The organism is Nocardioides guangzhouensis (assembly GCF_004519545.1).
GTDB lineage: Bacteria > Actinomycetota > Actinomycetes > Propionibacteriales > Nocardioidaceae > Nocardioides > Nocardioides guangzhouensis.
The window spans coordinates 59,123-75,395 of sequence record NZ_SDKM01000009.1 but is presented as its reverse complement, the minus strand read 5'-3'; the positions used below and the strand labels follow the sequence as shown (position 1 = coordinate 75,395).

General features: G+C 68.4%; 15 protein-coding genes. 4 read left to right on the top strand and 11 right to left on the bottom strand.

The genetic code is table 11. The features are described 5' to 3' along the window. Positions 1-134 precede the first annotated feature (134 nt). From lexA to EKO23_RS07835, 3 genes are all read right to left on the bottom strand, one after another. On the bottom strand, positions 135-857 hold the full coding sequence (gene lexA, locus EKO23_RS07845; RefSeq protein ID WP_134715934.1) for a transcriptional repressor LexA: 723 nt from the start codon (positions 855-857) through the stop codon (positions 135-137). Between the two features lie 142 nt (positions 858-999). Next, a complete protein-coding gene (locus EKO23_RS07840; protein ID WP_134715932.1) occupies positions 1,000-1,773 on the bottom strand; it encodes a GNAT family N-acetyltransferase in 774 nt (257 codons plus the stop codon). A 134-nt stretch (positions 1,774-1,907) separates the two neighbouring features. After that, positions 1,908-2,291 (bottom strand): LysM peptidoglycan-binding domain-containing protein, encoded by a 384-nt coding sequence (locus EKO23_RS07835; protein ID WP_167880374.1) that lies wholly within the window; start codon positions 2,289-2,291, stop codon positions 1,908-1,910. A 207-nt stretch (positions 2,292-2,498) separates the two neighbouring features. Here EKO23_RS07835 and EKO23_RS07830 point away from each other — a divergent pair, with 207 nt between their 5' ends. Next, positions 2,499-2,909 (top strand): DUF3052 domain-containing protein, encoded by a 411-nt coding sequence (locus EKO23_RS07830; protein WP_134715928.1) that lies wholly within the window; start codon positions 2,499-2,501, stop codon positions 2,907-2,909. Between the two features lie 239 nt (positions 2,910-3,148). On the opposite strand, the gene EKO23_RS07825 is transcribed toward EKO23_RS07830, so the two are convergent. Then, positions 3,149-3,535 carry a hypothetical protein gene (locus tag EKO23_RS07825; RefSeq protein WP_134715926.1) on the bottom strand — a complete coding sequence of 129 codons (387 nt, stop codon included), beginning with the start codon at positions 3,533-3,535 and terminating at the stop codon, positions 3,149-3,151. Between the two features lie 451 nt (positions 3,536-3,986). Here EKO23_RS07825 and nrdR point away from each other — a divergent pair, with 451 nt between their 5' ends. The 3 genes from nrdR (at position 3,987) to EKO23_RS07810 (ending at position 10,122) form a co-directional block, all read left to right on the top strand. After that, positions 3,987-4,481: a transcriptional regulator NrdR gene (gene nrdR / locus EKO23_RS07820; RefSeq protein ID WP_134715924.1), complete on the top strand. Its 495-nt coding sequence runs from the start codon at positions 3,987-3,989 to the stop codon at positions 4,479-4,481. A gap of 120 nt (positions 4,482-4,601) precedes the next feature. Further along, the gene (locus EKO23_RS07815; RefSeq protein WP_134715922.1) at positions 4,602-7,469 is read left to right on the top strand and encodes a vitamin B12-dependent ribonucleotide reductase; all 2,868 of its coding nucleotides are present in this window, start codon (positions 4,602-4,604) and stop codon (positions 7,467-7,469) included. Between the two features lie 370 nt (positions 7,470-7,839). Next, complete coding sequence (locus EKO23_RS07810; RefSeq protein ID WP_167880373.1) at positions 7,840-10,122, top strand: KAP family P-loop NTPase fold protein; 2,283 nt, start codon at positions 7,840-7,842, stop codon at positions 10,120-10,122. A 167-nt stretch (positions 10,123-10,289) separates the two neighbouring features. On the opposite strand, the gene EKO23_RS07805 is transcribed toward EKO23_RS07810, so the two are convergent. The 7 genes from EKO23_RS07805 to EKO23_RS07775 form a co-directional block, all read right to left on the bottom strand. Next, positions 10,290-10,790: a hypothetical protein gene (locus tag EKO23_RS07805; RefSeq protein ID WP_134715918.1), complete on the bottom strand. Its 501-nt coding sequence runs from the start codon at positions 10,788-10,790 to the stop codon at positions 10,290-10,292. 118 nt (positions 10,791-10,908) lie between these two features. After that, positions 10,909-11,523, bottom strand: coding sequence for a helix-turn-helix domain-containing protein (locus EKO23_RS07800; RefSeq protein ID WP_134715916.1), 615 nt, complete (start codon positions 11,521-11,523; stop codon positions 10,909-10,911). After that, positions 11,520-12,701, bottom strand: a complete 1,182-nt coding sequence (locus EKO23_RS07795; protein ID WP_134715914.1) for a hypothetical protein — start codon at positions 12,699-12,701, stop codon at positions 11,520-11,522. The genes EKO23_RS07800 and EKO23_RS07795 overlap by 4 nt, the downstream gene beginning before the upstream one ends. Next, a complete protein-coding gene (locus tag EKO23_RS07790; protein ID WP_134715912.1) occupies positions 12,698-13,477 on the bottom strand; it encodes a TniB family NTP-binding protein in 780 nt (259 codons plus the stop codon). The genes EKO23_RS07795 and EKO23_RS07790 overlap by 4 nt, the downstream gene beginning before the upstream one ends. Beyond that, complete coding sequence (locus EKO23_RS07785) at positions 13,474-14,988, bottom strand: Mu transposase C-terminal domain-containing protein (RefSeq protein WP_134715910.1); 1,515 nt, start codon at positions 14,986-14,988, stop codon at positions 13,474-13,476. Before EKO23_RS07785 ends, EKO23_RS07790 begins: the two co-directional genes overlap by 4 nt. A gap of 5 nt (positions 14,989-14,993) precedes the next feature. Next, positions 14,994-15,536: a hypothetical protein gene (locus EKO23_RS07780; protein WP_134715908.1), complete on the bottom strand. Its 543-nt coding sequence runs from the start codon at positions 15,534-15,536 to the stop codon at positions 14,994-14,996. A gap of 227 nt (positions 15,537-15,763) precedes the next feature. Continuing rightward, positions 15,764-16,084 (bottom strand): hypothetical protein, encoded by a 321-nt coding sequence (locus tag EKO23_RS07775; protein WP_134715906.1) that lies wholly within the window; start codon positions 16,082-16,084, stop codon positions 15,764-15,766. Between the last annotated feature and the right edge of the window lie 189 nt (positions 16,085-16,273).

Below are 16,273 nucleotides of genomic sequence, written 5' to 3'. Positions count from 1 at the left end.
CCGTTCACCCGGGCGTCGGCGGCCGGTCACGATTCCCCGGTCGACCGGGGAATCAGTGGGTTGTCAGGTGTTGCTACGCCTGACAAGCATCAATTCCCCCGGCTGCCCGGGGAATCATGGGGCTGGTGTGACGATCAGACCCGTCGCAGCACTGCGGTGACGATCCCGAGGATCGTGGCGTGGGTGCCGTCGATCGGGTCGTAGGCCTCGTTGTGGGGGAGCAGCCACACCTGGCCGTCCTTGCGCTGCAGGGTCTTGACGGTGGCCTCGCCGTCGATCATCGCGGCCACGAAGGCGCCGTTGTTGGCGTCGGGCTGCTGCCGGATCACCACGTAGTCGCCGTCGCAGATCGCCGCGTCGATCATCGAGTCGCCGGAGACCTCGAGCAGGAACAGCGTGCCCTCGCCGACGAGCTGCTTGGGCAGCGGGAAGACGTCCTCGACCCGCTCCTCGGCGAGGATCGGGCCACCGGCGGCGATCCGGCCGACGATCGGGACGTACGTCGCCGGGGGAGCGGTGTCGCCGATCCCGGTCTCGTCGTACGACGTCTCCTCGGCCGCGCTGATCGACCGGCGGGCGGCGAGCAGCTCGGGCAGGAACACCTCGATCGCGCGGGGGCGGTTGGGGTCGCGCTTGATGAACCCCTTCTGCTCCAGCATCCGCAGCTGGTGGGACACCGACGACGAGCTGGTCAGGCCGACCTTCTCGCCGATCTCGCGCATGCTCGGCGGGTAGCCCCGGCTCTCGATCGAGTCCTTGATGACGGCAAGGATCCGCTGCTGGCGCGGGGTCAGACCGGTCGCGTCCGGCGGGCCGTCGGGGAGCTCGGTGACCTTGTCCGAGGTGCGAGGGGTCATGGTGATGCCTTCCGCGTCTGGTCCCGAGCGCTGCCGGCCGGGTGTGGGTTCACGGTAGTCCCGAACCGGCCCCGCGTTCAAACACCTGTTCGAACGGCGTGTCGGCGGGCGTCCTCGCTCCGCGCGGCCTGCGGAGGCTGCGTCAGTCGGTCGTCGCCGGGTGCCAGACGTACTGCGGCACCGTGCACACCTGTTCGAACCCGATCCGCTCGTAGACCGGCCGGCCCAGGTCCGAGGACTGCAGCACGGCCCGCGTGCAGCCGCGCCCGACACCGAGGTTCATCAGGGCGGCCGTGACGGCGTACCCCACGCCCCGGCCGCGGTGCTCCTCCGGCGTCGCGATGTTGTAGAGCCCGGCCGTCGTCCCGTCGACGATCACCGACCCGCAGCCGACCGGCGTCCTGCCGTCCCACGCGACCAGGCTGACGATCCTCGCCGGGTCGAAGCTGCGCCGGACCACCACGGCGAGCGCCTCGGTGACGAAGTCGGGCATGCCGAAGCCGCGCGCGAACATCTCCATGAAGGCGTGGAGCCCGTCACCGCTCGCCTCCGCGATCCGCAGGTCCGAGCGCGGTTCGACCGGACCGTCCAGGTCGACGTGCATCCCGGGGGTGTCCGACCTGCTCAGCCCGCGCTCGGTCAGGACGTGGTCGTCGGGCATGCCGGACGGCGTCGCCCACCACATCCAGGGCAGGCCGTGGGCGACCATCCGGTCCGCGACCTCGGCGGTACGCCGGGCGCGGCTCGCGTCGTCGAAGCGGGCGTCGATGACGCAGTTGAAGAGCGCGAACGGAACTTGGGTCGTGAACGCCGCGACGTCGTCCTCACCGAGGCGCGTGAACAGCGGGTCGCGGCCGACCAGCCGGTAGAACGAGACCAGGTTGTCCTCGACGGCGGTGGTGCGTGGGTCGGTCATGCCTCGCACGGTAGGGTGACCGCCCGGATGCCGGAATAGCGCAAGGGGCGGGACCCGGACAGGTCCCGCCCCTTGTCTTCCCCAGTGCGTGCGCAGGCCGGGGTCGAGGCGACCTGCGACGCGCGTCGTGCGGGTCAGTCGGTGACCGGCACGAAGATCTTCTGCCCGGCGACCAGCATCGAGCTGTCGAGGGCGTTGAGCTGCTTGATCGTGTGCATCATCTCCCGCACCTCGCCGTCGCCGGCCGCGGCGGACGCGATCGCCCAGAGGGTGTCGCCCTCGCCGACCATGACCACCCGGGTCGGCTGCTCCGCGCCACCGGACTCGCCCGTCGCCACCGACGTCGCGCCCAGGAACAGGGCAGCACCGAGCACCAGGAACAGGCAGGCGAGGAACACCACGAACCGGCCGCGCCGGGTGAGCCGGACCTGTGCGCGGACCGGGCGTCGGGCGCCGGCCGCGGTGCGGGTCGAGCTGGTGCGCGGGCGCGGGACCCGCACGGTGGGCGAAGCGGTCATGGTGCTCATCGGAAACCTCCGGGGGAAGGAGCTGGTCGGTCTGAGCGAATGTCTATCGGCCACCACCGACAACGTTGCCGGGAGAGGATCGATCAGACGTTCGATCGAACACATGTACGAAGTTAGAGCACCTGTTCGAACGGATCAAGCAACACGCCGAACAGATGTTCGAATGTCGCGACGCCGCGCATCGGGGAGCATGGCCCCATGGCGAGCGACCCCGGCACCGGCTACTCGGGCACCCCGCTGGTGACCAAGCTCGGCATCAAGGACGGGCACACGGTCTTCCTCGACGGCGTGCCGGACCACGTCGACCTGGGCGATCTCGGGCGAGCCCACGTCGTACGCCGGCTCCCGCGGCGGGCGGACGTCACGCTGACCTTCCACCTCGAGCGGGCCCGCTACCAGCGCCGCCTCCCGGTGCTGGTCGAGCGCACCGTCGGCAACGGGATGGTCTGGGTTTGCTGGCCCAAGAAGGCGAGCAGGGTCCCCACCGACCTCGACGCGAACGTCGTCCGCGCGATCGCCCTGGCCGCGGGCGTTGTCGACGTGAAGGTGGCCGCGATCGACGCCACCTGGTCCGGGCTCAAGCTGGTCCGGCGGCTACGCGACCGGTGAAGGGATTCCCCGGGCGCCCGGGGAATCTTGAGGCGCCTGTGACGACGCAGAAGCGCCCGGGCGTCGTGCGACGACGTCCCGGGCGCTGCGCCCAGCCCCCCAGCTGGTGAGCCTCCGGAAACCCCCCGTTTGGCCTTGTCGAAGGATGCATCGTCAACTGGTCTGGACAACATGGCACGTTCGGGTCATGTTCGGGCGAGCCCGAACGGGTTCACCCGTAGGGAGGCGATTCGCTGGGGTCAGCGGGCGGCGCGCCGTCCACCCTGGTCCCGACTGGTCCCGCCCCCGCCGCCGCCCGGACGCGACTCGGGCTCGTCGGCCGGCGTCGTGGAGCCGCCGGAGGTGATGCCGAGCTTGCGCAGCAGCCTGGCGATCAGGATCAGTCCGACGAAGAGGCAGGCCGCCGCTCCGGCGCACGCCAGTGCCAGGAAGCCCCAGGCGCCCGACTCGCCGCCGCGGGCCGCCGAGCCGAAGTCGACGGCGGTCTTGACGAGGTAGCCCCAGGCCACGACGAGCGCGGTGATCGCGAGGGCCAGCCCGAGCGCCCCGCGGTCGAGCGAGGCCTTCTTCCTCGGCCCGCGCCGCGCCCCCGCGCGCTTGCCGACCGGTGTCTTGTCCCTCGCCACGACGTCATTCTGTCAGGCGCGCGGAGGGCCGGCGGGCATAACTCCTGAGACGGGTGTGACGCGCGTGACAACGGTCCCGACGCCTGCACCCGACGCCTGAACGGGAAGTGCGAAACGCCGATCCGGTTCGGTGCATACGGGAAGAAAGTGGCCCTGACCTGCGGTTATAGATTCGTCGCCGGCGATCTGCGGAAACTTTGCGCGTTCTGCTTGCACGGTCGGTGGCCGGGTGTATCGTTACCACTACATCTAGTAGTTACACCGCTGTAGTTATCCACATCTAGTTGCACAGAGATGGTGGAGAACTCCCCAGGAAGCTGCTGGTTGTGCACAGGAACAGGTCAGGTTTCCACACGTCACTGCGAGCGAGCACACCCGTCCGGGGTGGGCTGCCGCATACCTGGAGACCGCCGCGAGGGACACGGCGTACGCCGAGAGGAGGGGGACCGCGATGCACTGCCCGTACTGCCGCAGCACCGACACCCGGGTCCTCGACTCGCGCGTCGCCGAGGACGGCGGGGCGATCCGCCGGCGCCGCACCTGCCCGGCCTGCGAGAAGCGGTTCACCACCGTCGAGCAGATGCAGCTGACCGTGCTCAAGCGGTCGGGGGCCACCGAGCCGTTCGCCCGGGACAAGGCGATCTCCGGTGTCCGCAAGGCCTGCAAGGGCCGCCCGGTCACCGAGGACCAGCTCGCCTGCCTGGGCCAGGCCGTGGAGGACGCGCTGCGCAGCGAGGGCTGGGCCGAGGTGCCCGCCCACGAGGTCGGCATGGCGATCCTCGCGCCGCTGCGGGAGCTCGACGAGGTGGCCTACCTCCGCTTCGCGAGCGTCTATCGCGCGTTCGAGTCCGCCGACGACTTCGAGGCCGAGATCGCGGTCCTCAGGGCCGAGCGGGCCGCCGCCACGGACGAGCCGGTGCTCGTTCCTGTCCAGCCGACCGGCTGACACAAGCCGCCCGGCGTACGTAGTGGGGAAGCTGCGTACGCCGGGCCACCAACTTCGGGTTACACGCACAGCACGAAGCACGACCACACCATTCGCCGGGATCACCAGGAAAGAGGAGACATGACCGAGACCGTGAGCGGGGGCTCCGCACCGTCCCAGTCCGCCAAGGGACTGCGGATGGAGCGCGTCTTCAGCACGAAGGGAGTCCACCCGTACGACGAGATCACGTGGGAGCGTCGTGACGTCGTTCAGACCAACTGGAAGACCGGCGAGACGGTCTTCGAGCAGCGCGGCGTGGAGTTCCCGGACTTCTGGTCGGTCAACGCCTCGACCATCGTCACCACCAAGTACTTCCGCGGCGCGGTCGGCACCGACGTCCGCGAGTGGAGCCTCAAGCAGCTCGTCGACCGCGTGGTGAAGACCTACACCAAGGCTGGCGTCGACCACGGCTACTTCGCCTCCCCGGCCGACGCAGAGCTGTTCGAGCACGAGCTGACCTGGCTGCTGGTCCACCAGTACTTCTCGTTCAACTCCCCGGTGTGGTTCAACGTCGGCACCACGGCGCCGCAGCAGGTCTCCGCGTGCTTCATCCTGTCCGTCGACGACTCGATGGACTCGATCCTCAACTGGTACAAGGAAGAGGGCTTCATCTTCAAGGGCGGCTCCGGCGCCGGCCTCAACCTCTCCCGCATCCGCTCCTCCAAGGAGCTGCTCTCCTCCGGCGGCACCGCCTCCGGCCCGGTCTCCTTCATGCGCGGTGCCGACGCCTCCGCGGGCACCATCAAGTCCGGTGGCGCCACTCGCCGCGCGGCGAAGATGGTCGTGCTCGACGTCGACCACCCCGACATCGAGGAGTTCGTGCAGACCAAGGCGCGCGAGGAGGACAAGATCCGCGCGCTGCGTGACGCCGGCTTCGACATGGACCTCGGCGGCGCCGACATCACCTCCGTGCAGTACCAGAACGCCAACAACTCGGTCCGCGTCAGCGACGAGTTCATGCGCGCGGTCGAGGACGGCACCGAGTTCGGCCTCCGCTCGCGCACCACCGGCGAGATCATCGAGACCGTCGACGCCCGCGACCTGTTCAAGAAGATCAGCCAGGCCGCGTGGGAGTGCGCCGACCCGGGCCTCCAGTACGACGACACGATCAACGACTGGCACACCAACCCCGAGACCGGCCGGATCACCGCGTCCAACCCGTGCTCGGAGTACATGTCGCTCGACAACTCCTCGTGCAACCTGGCCTCGCTGAACCTCCTCAAGTTCCTCAAGGACGACGACACCTTCGACGCCGCGCTGTTCGCCAAGGCGGTCGAGGTGATCATCACCGCGATGGACATCTCGATCTGCTTCGCGGACTTCCCGACCGAGGCGATCGGCAAGACCACCGTCGACTACCGCCAGCTCGGCATCGGCTACGCCAACCTGGGCGCGCTGCTGATGGCGATGGGCCTCGGCTACGACTCCGACGGCGGTCGCTCGATGGCGGCCGCGATCACCTCGCTGATGACCGGCACGTCGTACGCCCGCTCGGCCGAGCTGGCCGGCGTGGTCGGCCCGTACGCCGGGTACCAGCGCAACGCGGAGGCCCACAAGCGGGTCATGCGCAAGCACCAGGCCGCCAACGACGCCGTACGCACGCTGCACACCGAGGACGCCCGCGTCCACAAGCTGGCCACCAAGGCCTGGGACAAGGTCGTGAAGACCGGTGAGAAGGCCGGCTTCCGCAACGCCCAGGCGTCGGTGCTCGCGCCGACCGGCACCATCGGCTTCATGATGGACTGCGACACCACCGGCATCGAGCCCGACTTCTCCCTGGTGAAGTTCAAGAAGCTGGTCGGCGGCGGCTCCATGCAGATCGTCAACCAGACGGTGCCGCGGGCCCTGAAGAAGATGGGCTACCAGCCGGAGCAGGTCGAGGCGATCGTCGACTACATCTCCGAGCACGGCCACATCATCGACGCCCCGGGCCTCCGCCAGGAGCACTACGAGGTGTTCGACACCGCGATGGGCGCCCGCGCGCTCAAGCCGATGGGCCACGTTCGGATGATGGCGGCGGCGCAGCCGTTCCTGTCCGGCGCGATCTCGAAGACCGTCAACCTGCCGGAGACGGCGACGGTCGAGGAGATCGAGGACGTCTACCTGCAGTCGTGGAAGCTCGGCCTCAAGGCCACCGCGATCTACCGCGACAACTGCAAGGTGGGCCAGCCGCTGGCCGACGCCAAGGCGAAGAAGGCCGACAAGGCCGTCGAGGTCGTCGAGGCCGAGCCGCAGGTGATCGAGAAGATCGTCTACGCCCCGACCCGCAAGCGGCTCCCGAAGTCCCGCACCTCGCGGACCACGTCCTTCACGGTCGGTGGCGCCGAGGGCTACATGACCTCGGGCGCCCACGACGACGGCCAGCTCGGCGAGGTCTTCCTCAAGCTCGGCAAGCAGGGCTCGACCCTGGCCGGCGTGATGGACGCCTTCTCGATCGCGGTGTCGATCGGCCTCCAGTACGGCGTCCCGCTGGAGACCTACGTCTCGAAGTTCACCAACCTGCGCTTCGAGCCGGCCGGCCTCACCGACGACCCCGACGTGCGGATGGCCCAGTCGATCATGGACTACATCTTCCGCCGCCTGGCCCTCGACTACCTCGACTTCGAGTCCCGCTCCGCCCTCGGCATCTACTCCGCCGAGGAGCGCCAGCGCCACCTCGAGACGGGCTCCTACGAGCCCCCCGCCGAGGAGACTGGCTCGGCCTCCGAGCTGATCGAGATCGAGGCCAAGTCGGTGGTTGAGGACTCCTCCCCGGTGGTTGAGGAGGTTGCGCAGCAACCGTCTCGAAACCAGGGGACCAAGGAGGCGCACACCAGCGCCGAGCTCCTGGAGAAGATCACCGGCCACGCCGTCGACTCCCCGCTCTGCTTCACTTGCGGCACCAAGATGCGCCCCGCCGGCTCGTGCTACGTGTGCGAGGGCTGCGGGAGCACCAGCGGCTGCAGCTGATGTGAACGGTCACGGAACGTCCCGGCTGACTCGGTCAGCAATGTCCCGATCTCGGTCAGCAATGTCCCAGATTCGGTCAGCCTGGACATTCCGTCGGCTGGGCGCGCCACCACCGAGCAACTGAGGTGCTTGGCGCACACGCTGGAGCCAAACGCCGGTGCGGTCGTAGTCGAGCTCGGGTCGGCGCTGCGCTCACAAGTTTCGTACGCCCACGACCGCGCCCGCGAAGGCGTGTCAGGGCGGCGCGCGCCATGGAACGACCGAGTGTCAGGTCTATCTCGCTTTCGCGAGCGAGCTGCAAGCTTGCCGGGCTCCACCGCGTTCGCGAGGGCGCTTACAGCCAGCACATGGCGATGCCAGAGGAGGTCGCGTGAGGCTCAACCGCAAGCAGGCAAACGAGGCACGAGCACCGCGCACGCTCGCCCGCAGAACGACTTCCCTCTATGCCGATGATGCCGACGGGCTCGATCGCGACGTACTGAACCGCAAGCGACTCGCGACGCAGTTGGCACGAGCGATTCGTGACCTGTCTGAGGAAACCAACAGTGCGGTGGTCGGTTTGGTTGGGCCTTGGGGTTCTGGAAAGTCCAGCCTGCTTGGACAGATCGAGACCGACTTGGCCACCAATCAGTGGTACGTCGGACATCACAACCCGTGGGCTTACTCTGACTTCGCCGGCGCCGCGGCGGGCTTCTTTTCATCGTTGCGAGACGCGGTGCCTGAGGACGTTCTCGGCAAGGAGTGGCGCGCCACAGTTGGCGAGTGGGTCTCCAAAGCAGCCCCAGTCGGCGCAGCCGGAGGTGTCGCTGGAGTTGACGGCTCGGGAGCAATCGGCGCCGTCGGAGCGATCATCACCGGAGATCGCAGCCCAGCTCGCCTACGCGACGACGCTGCACGCGGTCTCGCGAAAATTGACCACCCCGTACTCATGGTGCTCGACGACCTCGACCGTCTGTCGCCTGAGGAGTTGCTCTTCACGTTCAAGCTGGTGCGGCTCCTCGGGCGGCTGCCAAACGTCTACTACCTCCTTGCGTACGACGAGACGACACTCACTGATCTCCTTGAAACCACCGAACTCGTGGGCAAGGGTTCTGGCCGGGCGCAGCAATACCTGGAGAAGATCATCCAGGTCCGCCTGGAGATTCCGCCGATGCTCCCTGAGCAACAGACGTCGTTGGCGAACGCGGCTATCGACGAGATCTGCAAGCGGCACGAGATGGTGTTGTCTGCGGGCGCGACTCAACGACTTCAACAGATGTGGCAGAGCTGTTTGTCGATCTACCTCGACCAACCCCGGTCCGTGAAGCGCTTGTTCACGCAGGTGGACGCCACGTGGCCGGATGTCGCAGGCGAGGTTGACTTCACCGACTACGTGGCGATGACGTTCCTTCGCGTTTTTGAGCGCCGAATTCTCGACCTCGTAATCACACATCGCAACGAGATCCTTCAACAGCCGGCTTCCATCAGCTTCGCGAGCCGAAGTGAATCCCCGCAGGATCGATGGGCGCGGTGGAAGACGCTCCTTTCCGCAGCGCGGCCGCGCCACCCCGATGCTGTCGAAAAGCTACTGGCCTCCCTCTTCATCTATCTCCGTGGAGCGCGAGAGGGCACGACTTACGTCGGCTCCTCGTACCAGGAGGACGTCTCGCGTCGCATGGGGGTCGGCACCTCCGAGCACTTCGACCGATACGTGCAAATCGGCGTGCCTGAATCGGACCTCGCAGAGTCCTCAGTCAGAGCAGCCGCCTCTGAGCTGCGGAGCGGCGTCCTTGGTTCGGCACTGAAAACACTGACTGACCGTCTCCTCGACGACGCCGGATCGGTCTTGGTGAAACTTCGACGCGAGCACGAGACCGATCCGCTGCCGGCAGCGAACACTCTCCCGTTTCTTGCGTCTGTCTACTTCTCGACGATGGATCAAAAGAGCGGCATCTTCGGGTTCTCCCCTGACTTCCGAGTTGTCGGTCTCGCCGTAGACGTCCTCGACAAGGAACCGCCCGAATCTGCATCGGCGATCTTGCTCTCCGTCGCAGATCTGGACACTTCCTCTGTCGCGCTCGCAGTTGACTGTGTGCAGAGCGCTCTCCAGGAGTCCGAGGACCCCCACCCGTGGGCTCAACTCGCCCGGGATTCTGTCGGCGGTCGATTGGAGAGCACCATCCGCAGCCTCATGTCGGACCCGGCGTCACCGCATCGTCGACTGACACGCTTCCTGTATAGCCATCGCCAACTCACTGAACCGAGCCGCACCAGCGCCCTCCTGTGGGAGATCATCGATCAGGGCCACTGGGGCTTGCCGGAGGTACTCGGCCTTCTCGTCCCACTCGGCCAGGCCAGTGATGGCCAGTCAACATGGACATCGCTGGGCGACTTCTCCGAAGAGGCAGTCGATACCCTGCTCGGAATTGACGCTGTCCTCGAACGATTGCCAGCGCATCCCGACCTTCTCGCGCGCACGGAGCAGGACTCGTATTTTGAGCGCCGGATCGATGAGTCGGATCTCGACGCCCGAGTCGAATACGCACTGACGGGCATGGAACGCATCCGGGCACGGCGCGATGCCGAGTCGTCTATGCACGCTGCGACCGCCGGGATGGAAGAGCCGGATGGCTCCATACCGGATTCCTCCGATCAAGCCGAGTCAACGTCCTGACGCGTCACCAACAGTTCGAATTCCGTCGACCACGCTGCTCAGACCCATTTTGCAGAGCGAAGGTCTGACCCAAGGACTGCGTCACACCGTCGCAATTGCGGTACATACGCGAGGCCCTCAGAGAGGTGACGCTGTGGCCCAGGAACCACGGTGATCGTGTCGACGACTCAACCGAGCCAGTACGTGCCGTCGTTCAGTGCCCACTCGATCCCGATCGCTCGCACGCTGTTGTGAACCACGCTTGGCACGCCGGCGCAGGGCAGCACGATGGACTTGCTCCAGAAGTCATCCGTGACGGCGCCGTCGAACCGAATCAGCCTCACGTTGTCTGAAAAGGACCTCAGCAGCGCCATCGACTCGAAGCTGAAGTCACCCTTGACTCGGACTCTGAGATGCCCGCGCCACTTGTCAGTTACCTTGACCGTGCAGGACAGGTCGGGAAAGGCGCGCTTGAGCTCGAGCCTGAGCAGGGAAGCCGTCTCCGCAGTGTTCAGATACAGGTCGGGGTTGCCTGCGGGATCGGAGACCGGCAATGCGTAACTTGGAATCCTGAGCTTCCTCCAGTCGAAGCCTGAGGTCTCGGCGCACCCCGTGGGAGCGGTCTCGGGGACAGTGTGTGAAAAGGGGGGTCTAGCGGCGTGCTGGGTGGCGGGCTGGCTCGCGTTCATGGCTACTCCTTGTTTGGTGAGCGTGTGATGTGTGAACACGGTCCGGCGACCGCCCAACGACGCAATCGCGCACGGTCGAAAGTGGGCGGAGTCACACATCCCCTGGTTCATGGCGGAGTCACGGCACGGCGAAGAGGGCGGCCGGCGGTGCGGGGATAGTGGTGGTGGGGTCGACGAGTCCGGCGCGGGCGAGGCTGGGCAGGGTGAGCTCGCGGTCGGTCTTGGACAACGTCCGGCGCACGTCGTCGCCGCGGTGGATGCGCCGGAGGAGTCGTGCTTCGTTGACGGTCATCGGCTTCGTGTTCGCCTCCGGGGTGGCGTGGAGGTGGAGGGGGTTGATGCGGAGGGTGTCGCCGTGTCGGGAGAGTGTGAGCCCTGCTTCGGCGAGGACCTCAGCGAGTCCGGGAAGGGCGGTGTGGATGGCGTCGACGGAGGTACCGAGGCTGGTGGCGATGGTCGTGGCGTTGATACCGGGTGCACTGAGGATGGTGCCGCCGATGCTCTGCTGAAGGTCGTGCTGCTGGGTGGCCGGGTCGGTGTTGAGGAGCGTCGCAGGCGGGACGCCGAGTGCGGTGGCAATGCGGGCGAGGACGCGGAGGGGGAGGTCGCCGGGGTCGTCGCCGTTCTCGAGGCGGCGGATGGTCTGGTAGCTGACTCCTACGGCGTCGGCGAGCCTGCGGATGGAGTAGCCGCGGTCGGTGCGCAGGCTGCGGAGCTTGGTGGCGTCGATCATGGCAGGGCGTGGAGGGTGATGCCGAGCTGGCGGAGGGCTCGGGTGGTGTGGTTGCGGGTGCGTTCGGCTCGGCGGCCGTGGACGTGGACGGCGAGGTCGGTCTGGGCGTCGGTGAGTGCCTTGGCGAGTGCCTTGGGGGTGTGCGGGAGCAGCGGGTCGTGGTCTGCGGCGCCGTGGCTCCGCCGCAGGTAGAGCTGTGCCCGCAGGGCGGTGGCGGCCGCCGGGGTCAGGCTGATGGTGCTGTCGAGGCAGTCGAGGCAGCCCGCATCGGGGTCGGTGTAGGCGATGGCGATGGTGGCGATGTCCGCGACGCCGAAGCCCTGGCGGGTGAGCGCGGTCGTGAGGGCCCGGTAGGGCTGGCGGTAGGCAAGCATGGCGGCGTCGACGTCTTCCTGTGCCTGGCGGGGGCGTTCCTCGTGCTGGTGTAGCCGGGTGTGGTTGACCTTGACGTAGAGATCGTGGTGCCAGGCGGCGATCTGCAGAGCGCGGATGTCGACGGCCAGCTCGGCATCGGCGGGCGCGTGGTTGAGGAGGCCGAGGGCGAGGTCGGCGACGGTGTCCTCGGTGGCGCCGGTCCGGGTGAGCCCGGCGGTGCAGGCCGCGACGGTGCGGGCGAGCCGGTCGCCCACAAGTGTGAGGTCCTGAGCGGAGAGCTGGTCCTGGCAGGCGGCCCAGAAGGTGGTGAACTCGATCTGGGGCACGGCAGGCAGCGGGATCGCGGCGGGTTCCGGTGCCGTGCGGTCGCGCATCTCCGGAGTGGGCACCGCGTCGACGATGGCGGTACCGGTGGCGCGGCGGCTGAGGGTGTGGTCGAAGGCGTCGCTGCGGGGTGGGGCGTGCAGGAGCCAGAGCCGCTGCACGCCGGCGTTGGCTGCGAGGTCGCAGGCGCCGGCCAGGATCTTGGGGTGCAGCCGCTGGGTCTGGGTGAGCACGAGGTCGGCGGTGCGGTGGGCGTGCAGCCAGGCCTCGGCGTGGTGGATGTCCTCGTGTTCGTTGCGGCCCTTGCCGGCGATGTCGCGGCGCTTGCCCAAGGTGGCGAGCACGTCGCCGGCGAGGACGTGGAGGCGGCGGAGGTCGGGGCGGACCTCGACCCAGATGGGGCCGGTGGGGTCCTGGCCGATGGGTGGGGTGGGCTGGCGGGTGTCGGTGGTGTCGACGGTGGTGATGTGCATGGTCACTTCCGGGTGGGTGGGGTCTTGGTGAGCTGGGCGATGACGGCTTGGGCGAGGGGCTTGTCCAGGCGCGGTGCCTGGTCGGGGTCGGTCGGCTGGTGGTCGGCGAGCCACAGGGCACGGTCGAGGAACCGGACCCAGCGGTCGAGGTTGCCCTTGCAGACCTGGTTGTCGATCGCCTGCAGCAGCCGGGGGTCGGCGTTGAGGAAGAGCGGGTGCAGGTCCTGCAGCACGCGGAGCATGTCCCGGTCGGCCAGCGGACGGACCTCGACGGTGCCGGTGATCGCGTGCGCGAGCAGCGGGTCGCGCTGCAGGGCGGTGCCGACGGTGCTGTCCCCGATGAGGATCAGGGCCCAGGTCGCGTCGGGTCGGTCGTGCAACCACTGCAGCTGCCCGGCGGCCTCGGCGGTGAGCCGTTCGGCGTGCCGGACGACCACGATGCGGGGCTGCTCGGCGAGCGCCTCGACGAGGTCGTCCTGCATGTCGCGCAGCGGCAGGACGTCGGCGGTGATGGTCTCGCGGTAGAGCCAGGTGTTGATCTTGGTGGCGTTCTGGTTGGGGGGCAGGTCGATCAGGTGCCAGGGCAGCGGCTGGGTCTCGAGGTAGCTCCGGACGGCGGTGTACCGGCCGGTGCCCAGGGCGCCGTAGACGACCATGGCCTCGCCGCGGGGGACGACGAAGTCCGCCATCCGCCTCACGTCGGTGAGCGCGGGCGTTTGCACCACCCGGTTGCGGTGGCAGTCGGCGCCCACAACTACCGGAGGACGGCTGGCGGCGTTCACAGCGCGAGCCTGAGCTGGTCGGGGTCGTCGGCCAGGTAGCCGGCGAGGACGTCCTCGGCGCCGGTGCTCAGGTCGTCGTAGTCGGTGTCCTCGCTGGCGTCGAGCTCGAGGACGGTGCGGTTGCCCTTCTTGTCCGTGGTGATGCGGGTGGCGCCGTCGGTGGCGTTGCGCTGGCGATTGGCGCGGGTGAAGCGCTGCTGGGCCTCGGTGCGCGCGGCCTGGCGCCGAGCGAGGAACTCCTCTTCGTGGTCGGGGGTCAGGTTGTCCTTGTCGTAGGCGGTGCCGAGGTGTACGCCCTCGAGGAACACCTCGATGGAGGTGCGGTCGTGGGGGAGGTAGCGGATCTCGACCTTGCGCCCGACCTTGCCGGTGAGGCCACCGTCGGGGATCAGCCAGTCGATCTTCTGGAACCGGATGCCGTTCTTGCTGACCTTGCAGGTGTCCTTGGACAGCAGGAAGTCCTGCCAGAGCCGCTCGGGAGCGACCTCGATGAGCGGGGTGGCGTCGGCCTGCCACATCTGCAGCGGCGTTCGCCGGGTGGTGCTGATGACGTGGTCGGCCACGTAGTAGTCCATCCAGTTGGCGAGCCAGACCAGGAACTCGTCCTCGGACATGGCGTGGCTCTCCAGGGCGCTGTTGCCGCGCAGGTCCCGGGGCCCGTCGACGTACCCGGGCAGGCTCGCGAGGGCCGGCTTCAGGGTGCGGAAGAACCGCTCGACGCGGCCCTTGAGGTGCGGGGCGTAGCCGGGCAGCGCGGCGGGGATGATGTCGAATCGCAGGCAGGACTCGGTGATCAGGTCGGCGAGGAACTCCAGACCGCGGTCCCAGACCGCGCGCACCGGTCGGCCGCCGACGACGGTGGCGCCGTCGGGGGCAGTGCGCAGCGTGATCGCCTGCATCAATGCGGCGCGGACCTCCTCGGAGGAGGGGCGGCCGAAGGTGAGGACCCAGGACAGCAGGTACCGGGTGTGGGCGTCCTGTACGACGGTCAGCCACGGCTTGACCGCGTGCTTGTGGCCGTTGGGGACCACCAGGATGGGGAGTTCGGCGTGGTCGAGCAGGACGTCGCTCATCCGGTGCGCGTAGGTGTTGTTCAGGTACACCTGGGCGTCGCGGAAGCCGCGGCTGCCGTGCTTGGCGTAGGCGAGCTGGTCGGTGCCCATCTCCCTGAGCACGAGGCGCTGGAAGGTGCGCACGCTCGGCAGCTTGATGCCGGGGCACTGCCGAGCGAGCAGGCGGCGCGCCTCGGCCATGTTGCCGCAGCTGAGGAAGACCGCGGTGGTCAGCTGGACCAGGTCGAGCTTGTCCTCGTCCTCAGGTGAGTCGGTGGTCGCCTTCGCCTCCTTGTCGGCGGCCAGGGCGCGGCGGAGGTGCCGGGGGGAGTACCCGGAGAGCTGGGCGTGGTGCCGGACCAGCTGCGGAGTCACGACGTGGCCGTTCTCCTCGAGCTGCGTCAGCTCGCGGACCGCCTTCTCCAGGAGGGGACGGTGGTGTCGGGGCTTGTTGGGCATGGGAATCACCTTCGGTAGGGGGTGACCGCGAGGGCGGTGACCTCGAGGGAGGGCTTGATGAACTGGGACGTTGCGGGGTCGAGCGTGCTGAGCAATCGGACCCCGAGGAACTGGGTGGACCAGATCTCGGACGCCGCGGCGAGGTAGCCGTGGACCTGGGCTCGGGTGCGCTGGATCAGCAGGGTGCGCGGGTTGCCGGTCTTGATCTCGTCGAGCAGGATGCGGCCGTCGGGGTCGCACCAGATGAGGTCGACCCGTCCGGTGCCGAGCCGGCCCTCGCTGCCGTGGAACTGCCACCCGTCGGGCAGGGCGAGGTGGGCGAAGTAGGAGCCCACAGCGGCGAGCAGGTTCTGCCGGTGGGCGCGCGCCTCGATGGGCCGGAACCCGGCGAGCAGGGAGGCCACCACCGCGACCTGTTCCTGGTACGTCGGTCGGGTGCCGCGCGCGGCCAGGGTCGCGATCGCGTGATGTGCCCGCGAGCCGACGTCGCCGGCGCGGGCCAGGCCCTCGTCGTGGAAGGGGATCGTGTCGTCGTAGATCTGGATCATGACTGGCGACCGTCCGCAGCCACGTTCAGCGCGCAGTCGCCGCACAGCCACGTATCCGGGTGCAGGTTGCGCGTCCGCGCGGCCTCGCTTGTGCGGGAGAGCGACGCGGGCGTCGTGCCGCAGGTGGAGCAGGGCGAGGTCAACCGCCACACGGTCCGGGTGGAGGACGCCTCCCCCGTCAGATCGGACTGCCACGGTCTTCGTGGCCTCAGCGGTGAGACGGGCCGCTAGCGGTAGTCCAGGATGAGGCTGACCGCCGCGGCCAGCATCGTCTCTCCCATCCAGGCCTCGCCCCCCAGACACAGAGACCAGTACTGCTTGGAGAAGCCGAACTCGTCCGTGACCGAGCGGGCTGCGTGCCGGTCGTCGCGGTCCCTGATGAGACAGGCGACGCGATGCTGCACCACCGCGACGGCGAGGGATCGGTCATCGCCGCCGGCGGGCGTGCGGGCTGCTGCATCCGAGGTTCGGCCGAACTGCCAGGGGTTGACGAGGTAGTCACGCGGGCGGAGGGTGCGCCGGTCCAGGGGTCTGCGTCGGGTGGGCATGCGGTGGACCGTGACGGCGAGGCTGCTCCGTGCATTGCCCCTTGATGAGTGCACAGGTAGCGCCACTCCCGGAGGGTCTCGGTGGGCGCCGGCGTTGAGAACGCCATGGCGCTCACTGGACCACGGACCGCGGCCGCGGCCCAACGCTGTGGTGTGGTTGTCCAACGAGGCCGCGCGCTCGCTGGACGA

Coding starts and splice junctions, on each gene's coding strand:
- EKO23_RS07815 (WP_134715922.1), top strand. CDS start 4,602: ATGACCGAGACCGTGAGCGGGGGCTCCGCACCGTCCCAGTCCGCCAAG.
- lexA (WP_134715934.1), bottom strand. CDS start 857: ATGACCCCTCGCACCTCGGACAAGGTCACCGAGCTCCCCGACGGCCCG.
- EKO23_RS07775 (WP_134715906.1), bottom strand. CDS start 16,084: ATGCCCACCCGACGCAGACCCCTGGACCGGCGCACCCTCCGCCCGCGT.
- EKO23_RS07805 (WP_134715918.1), bottom strand. CDS start 10,790: ATGAACGCGAGCCAGCCCGCCACCCAGCACGCCGCTAGACCCCCCTTT.
- EKO23_RS07840 (WP_134715932.1), bottom strand. CDS start 1,773: ATGACCGACCCACGCACCACCGCCGTCGAGGACAACCTGGTCTCGTTC.
- nrdR (WP_134715924.1), top strand. CDS start 3,987: ATGCACTGCCCGTACTGCCGCAGCACCGACACCCGGGTCCTCGACTCG.
- EKO23_RS07830 (WP_134715928.1), top strand. CDS start 2,499: ATGGCGAGCGACCCCGGCACCGGCTACTCGGGCACCCCGCTGGTGACC.
- EKO23_RS07780 (WP_134715908.1), bottom strand. CDS start 15,536: ATGATCCAGATCTACGACGACACGATCCCCTTCCACGACGAGGGCCTG.
- EKO23_RS07785 (WP_134715910.1), bottom strand. CDS start 14,988: ATGCCCAACAAGCCCCGACACCACCGTCCCCTCCTGGAGAAGGCGGTC.
- EKO23_RS07800 (WP_134715916.1), bottom strand. CDS start 11,523: ATGATCGACGCCACCAAGCTCCGCAGCCTGCGCACCGACCGCGGCTAC.
- EKO23_RS07835 (WP_167880374.1), bottom strand. CDS start 2,291: ATGACCGCTTCGCCCACCGTGCGGGTCCCGCGCCCGCGCACCAGCTCG.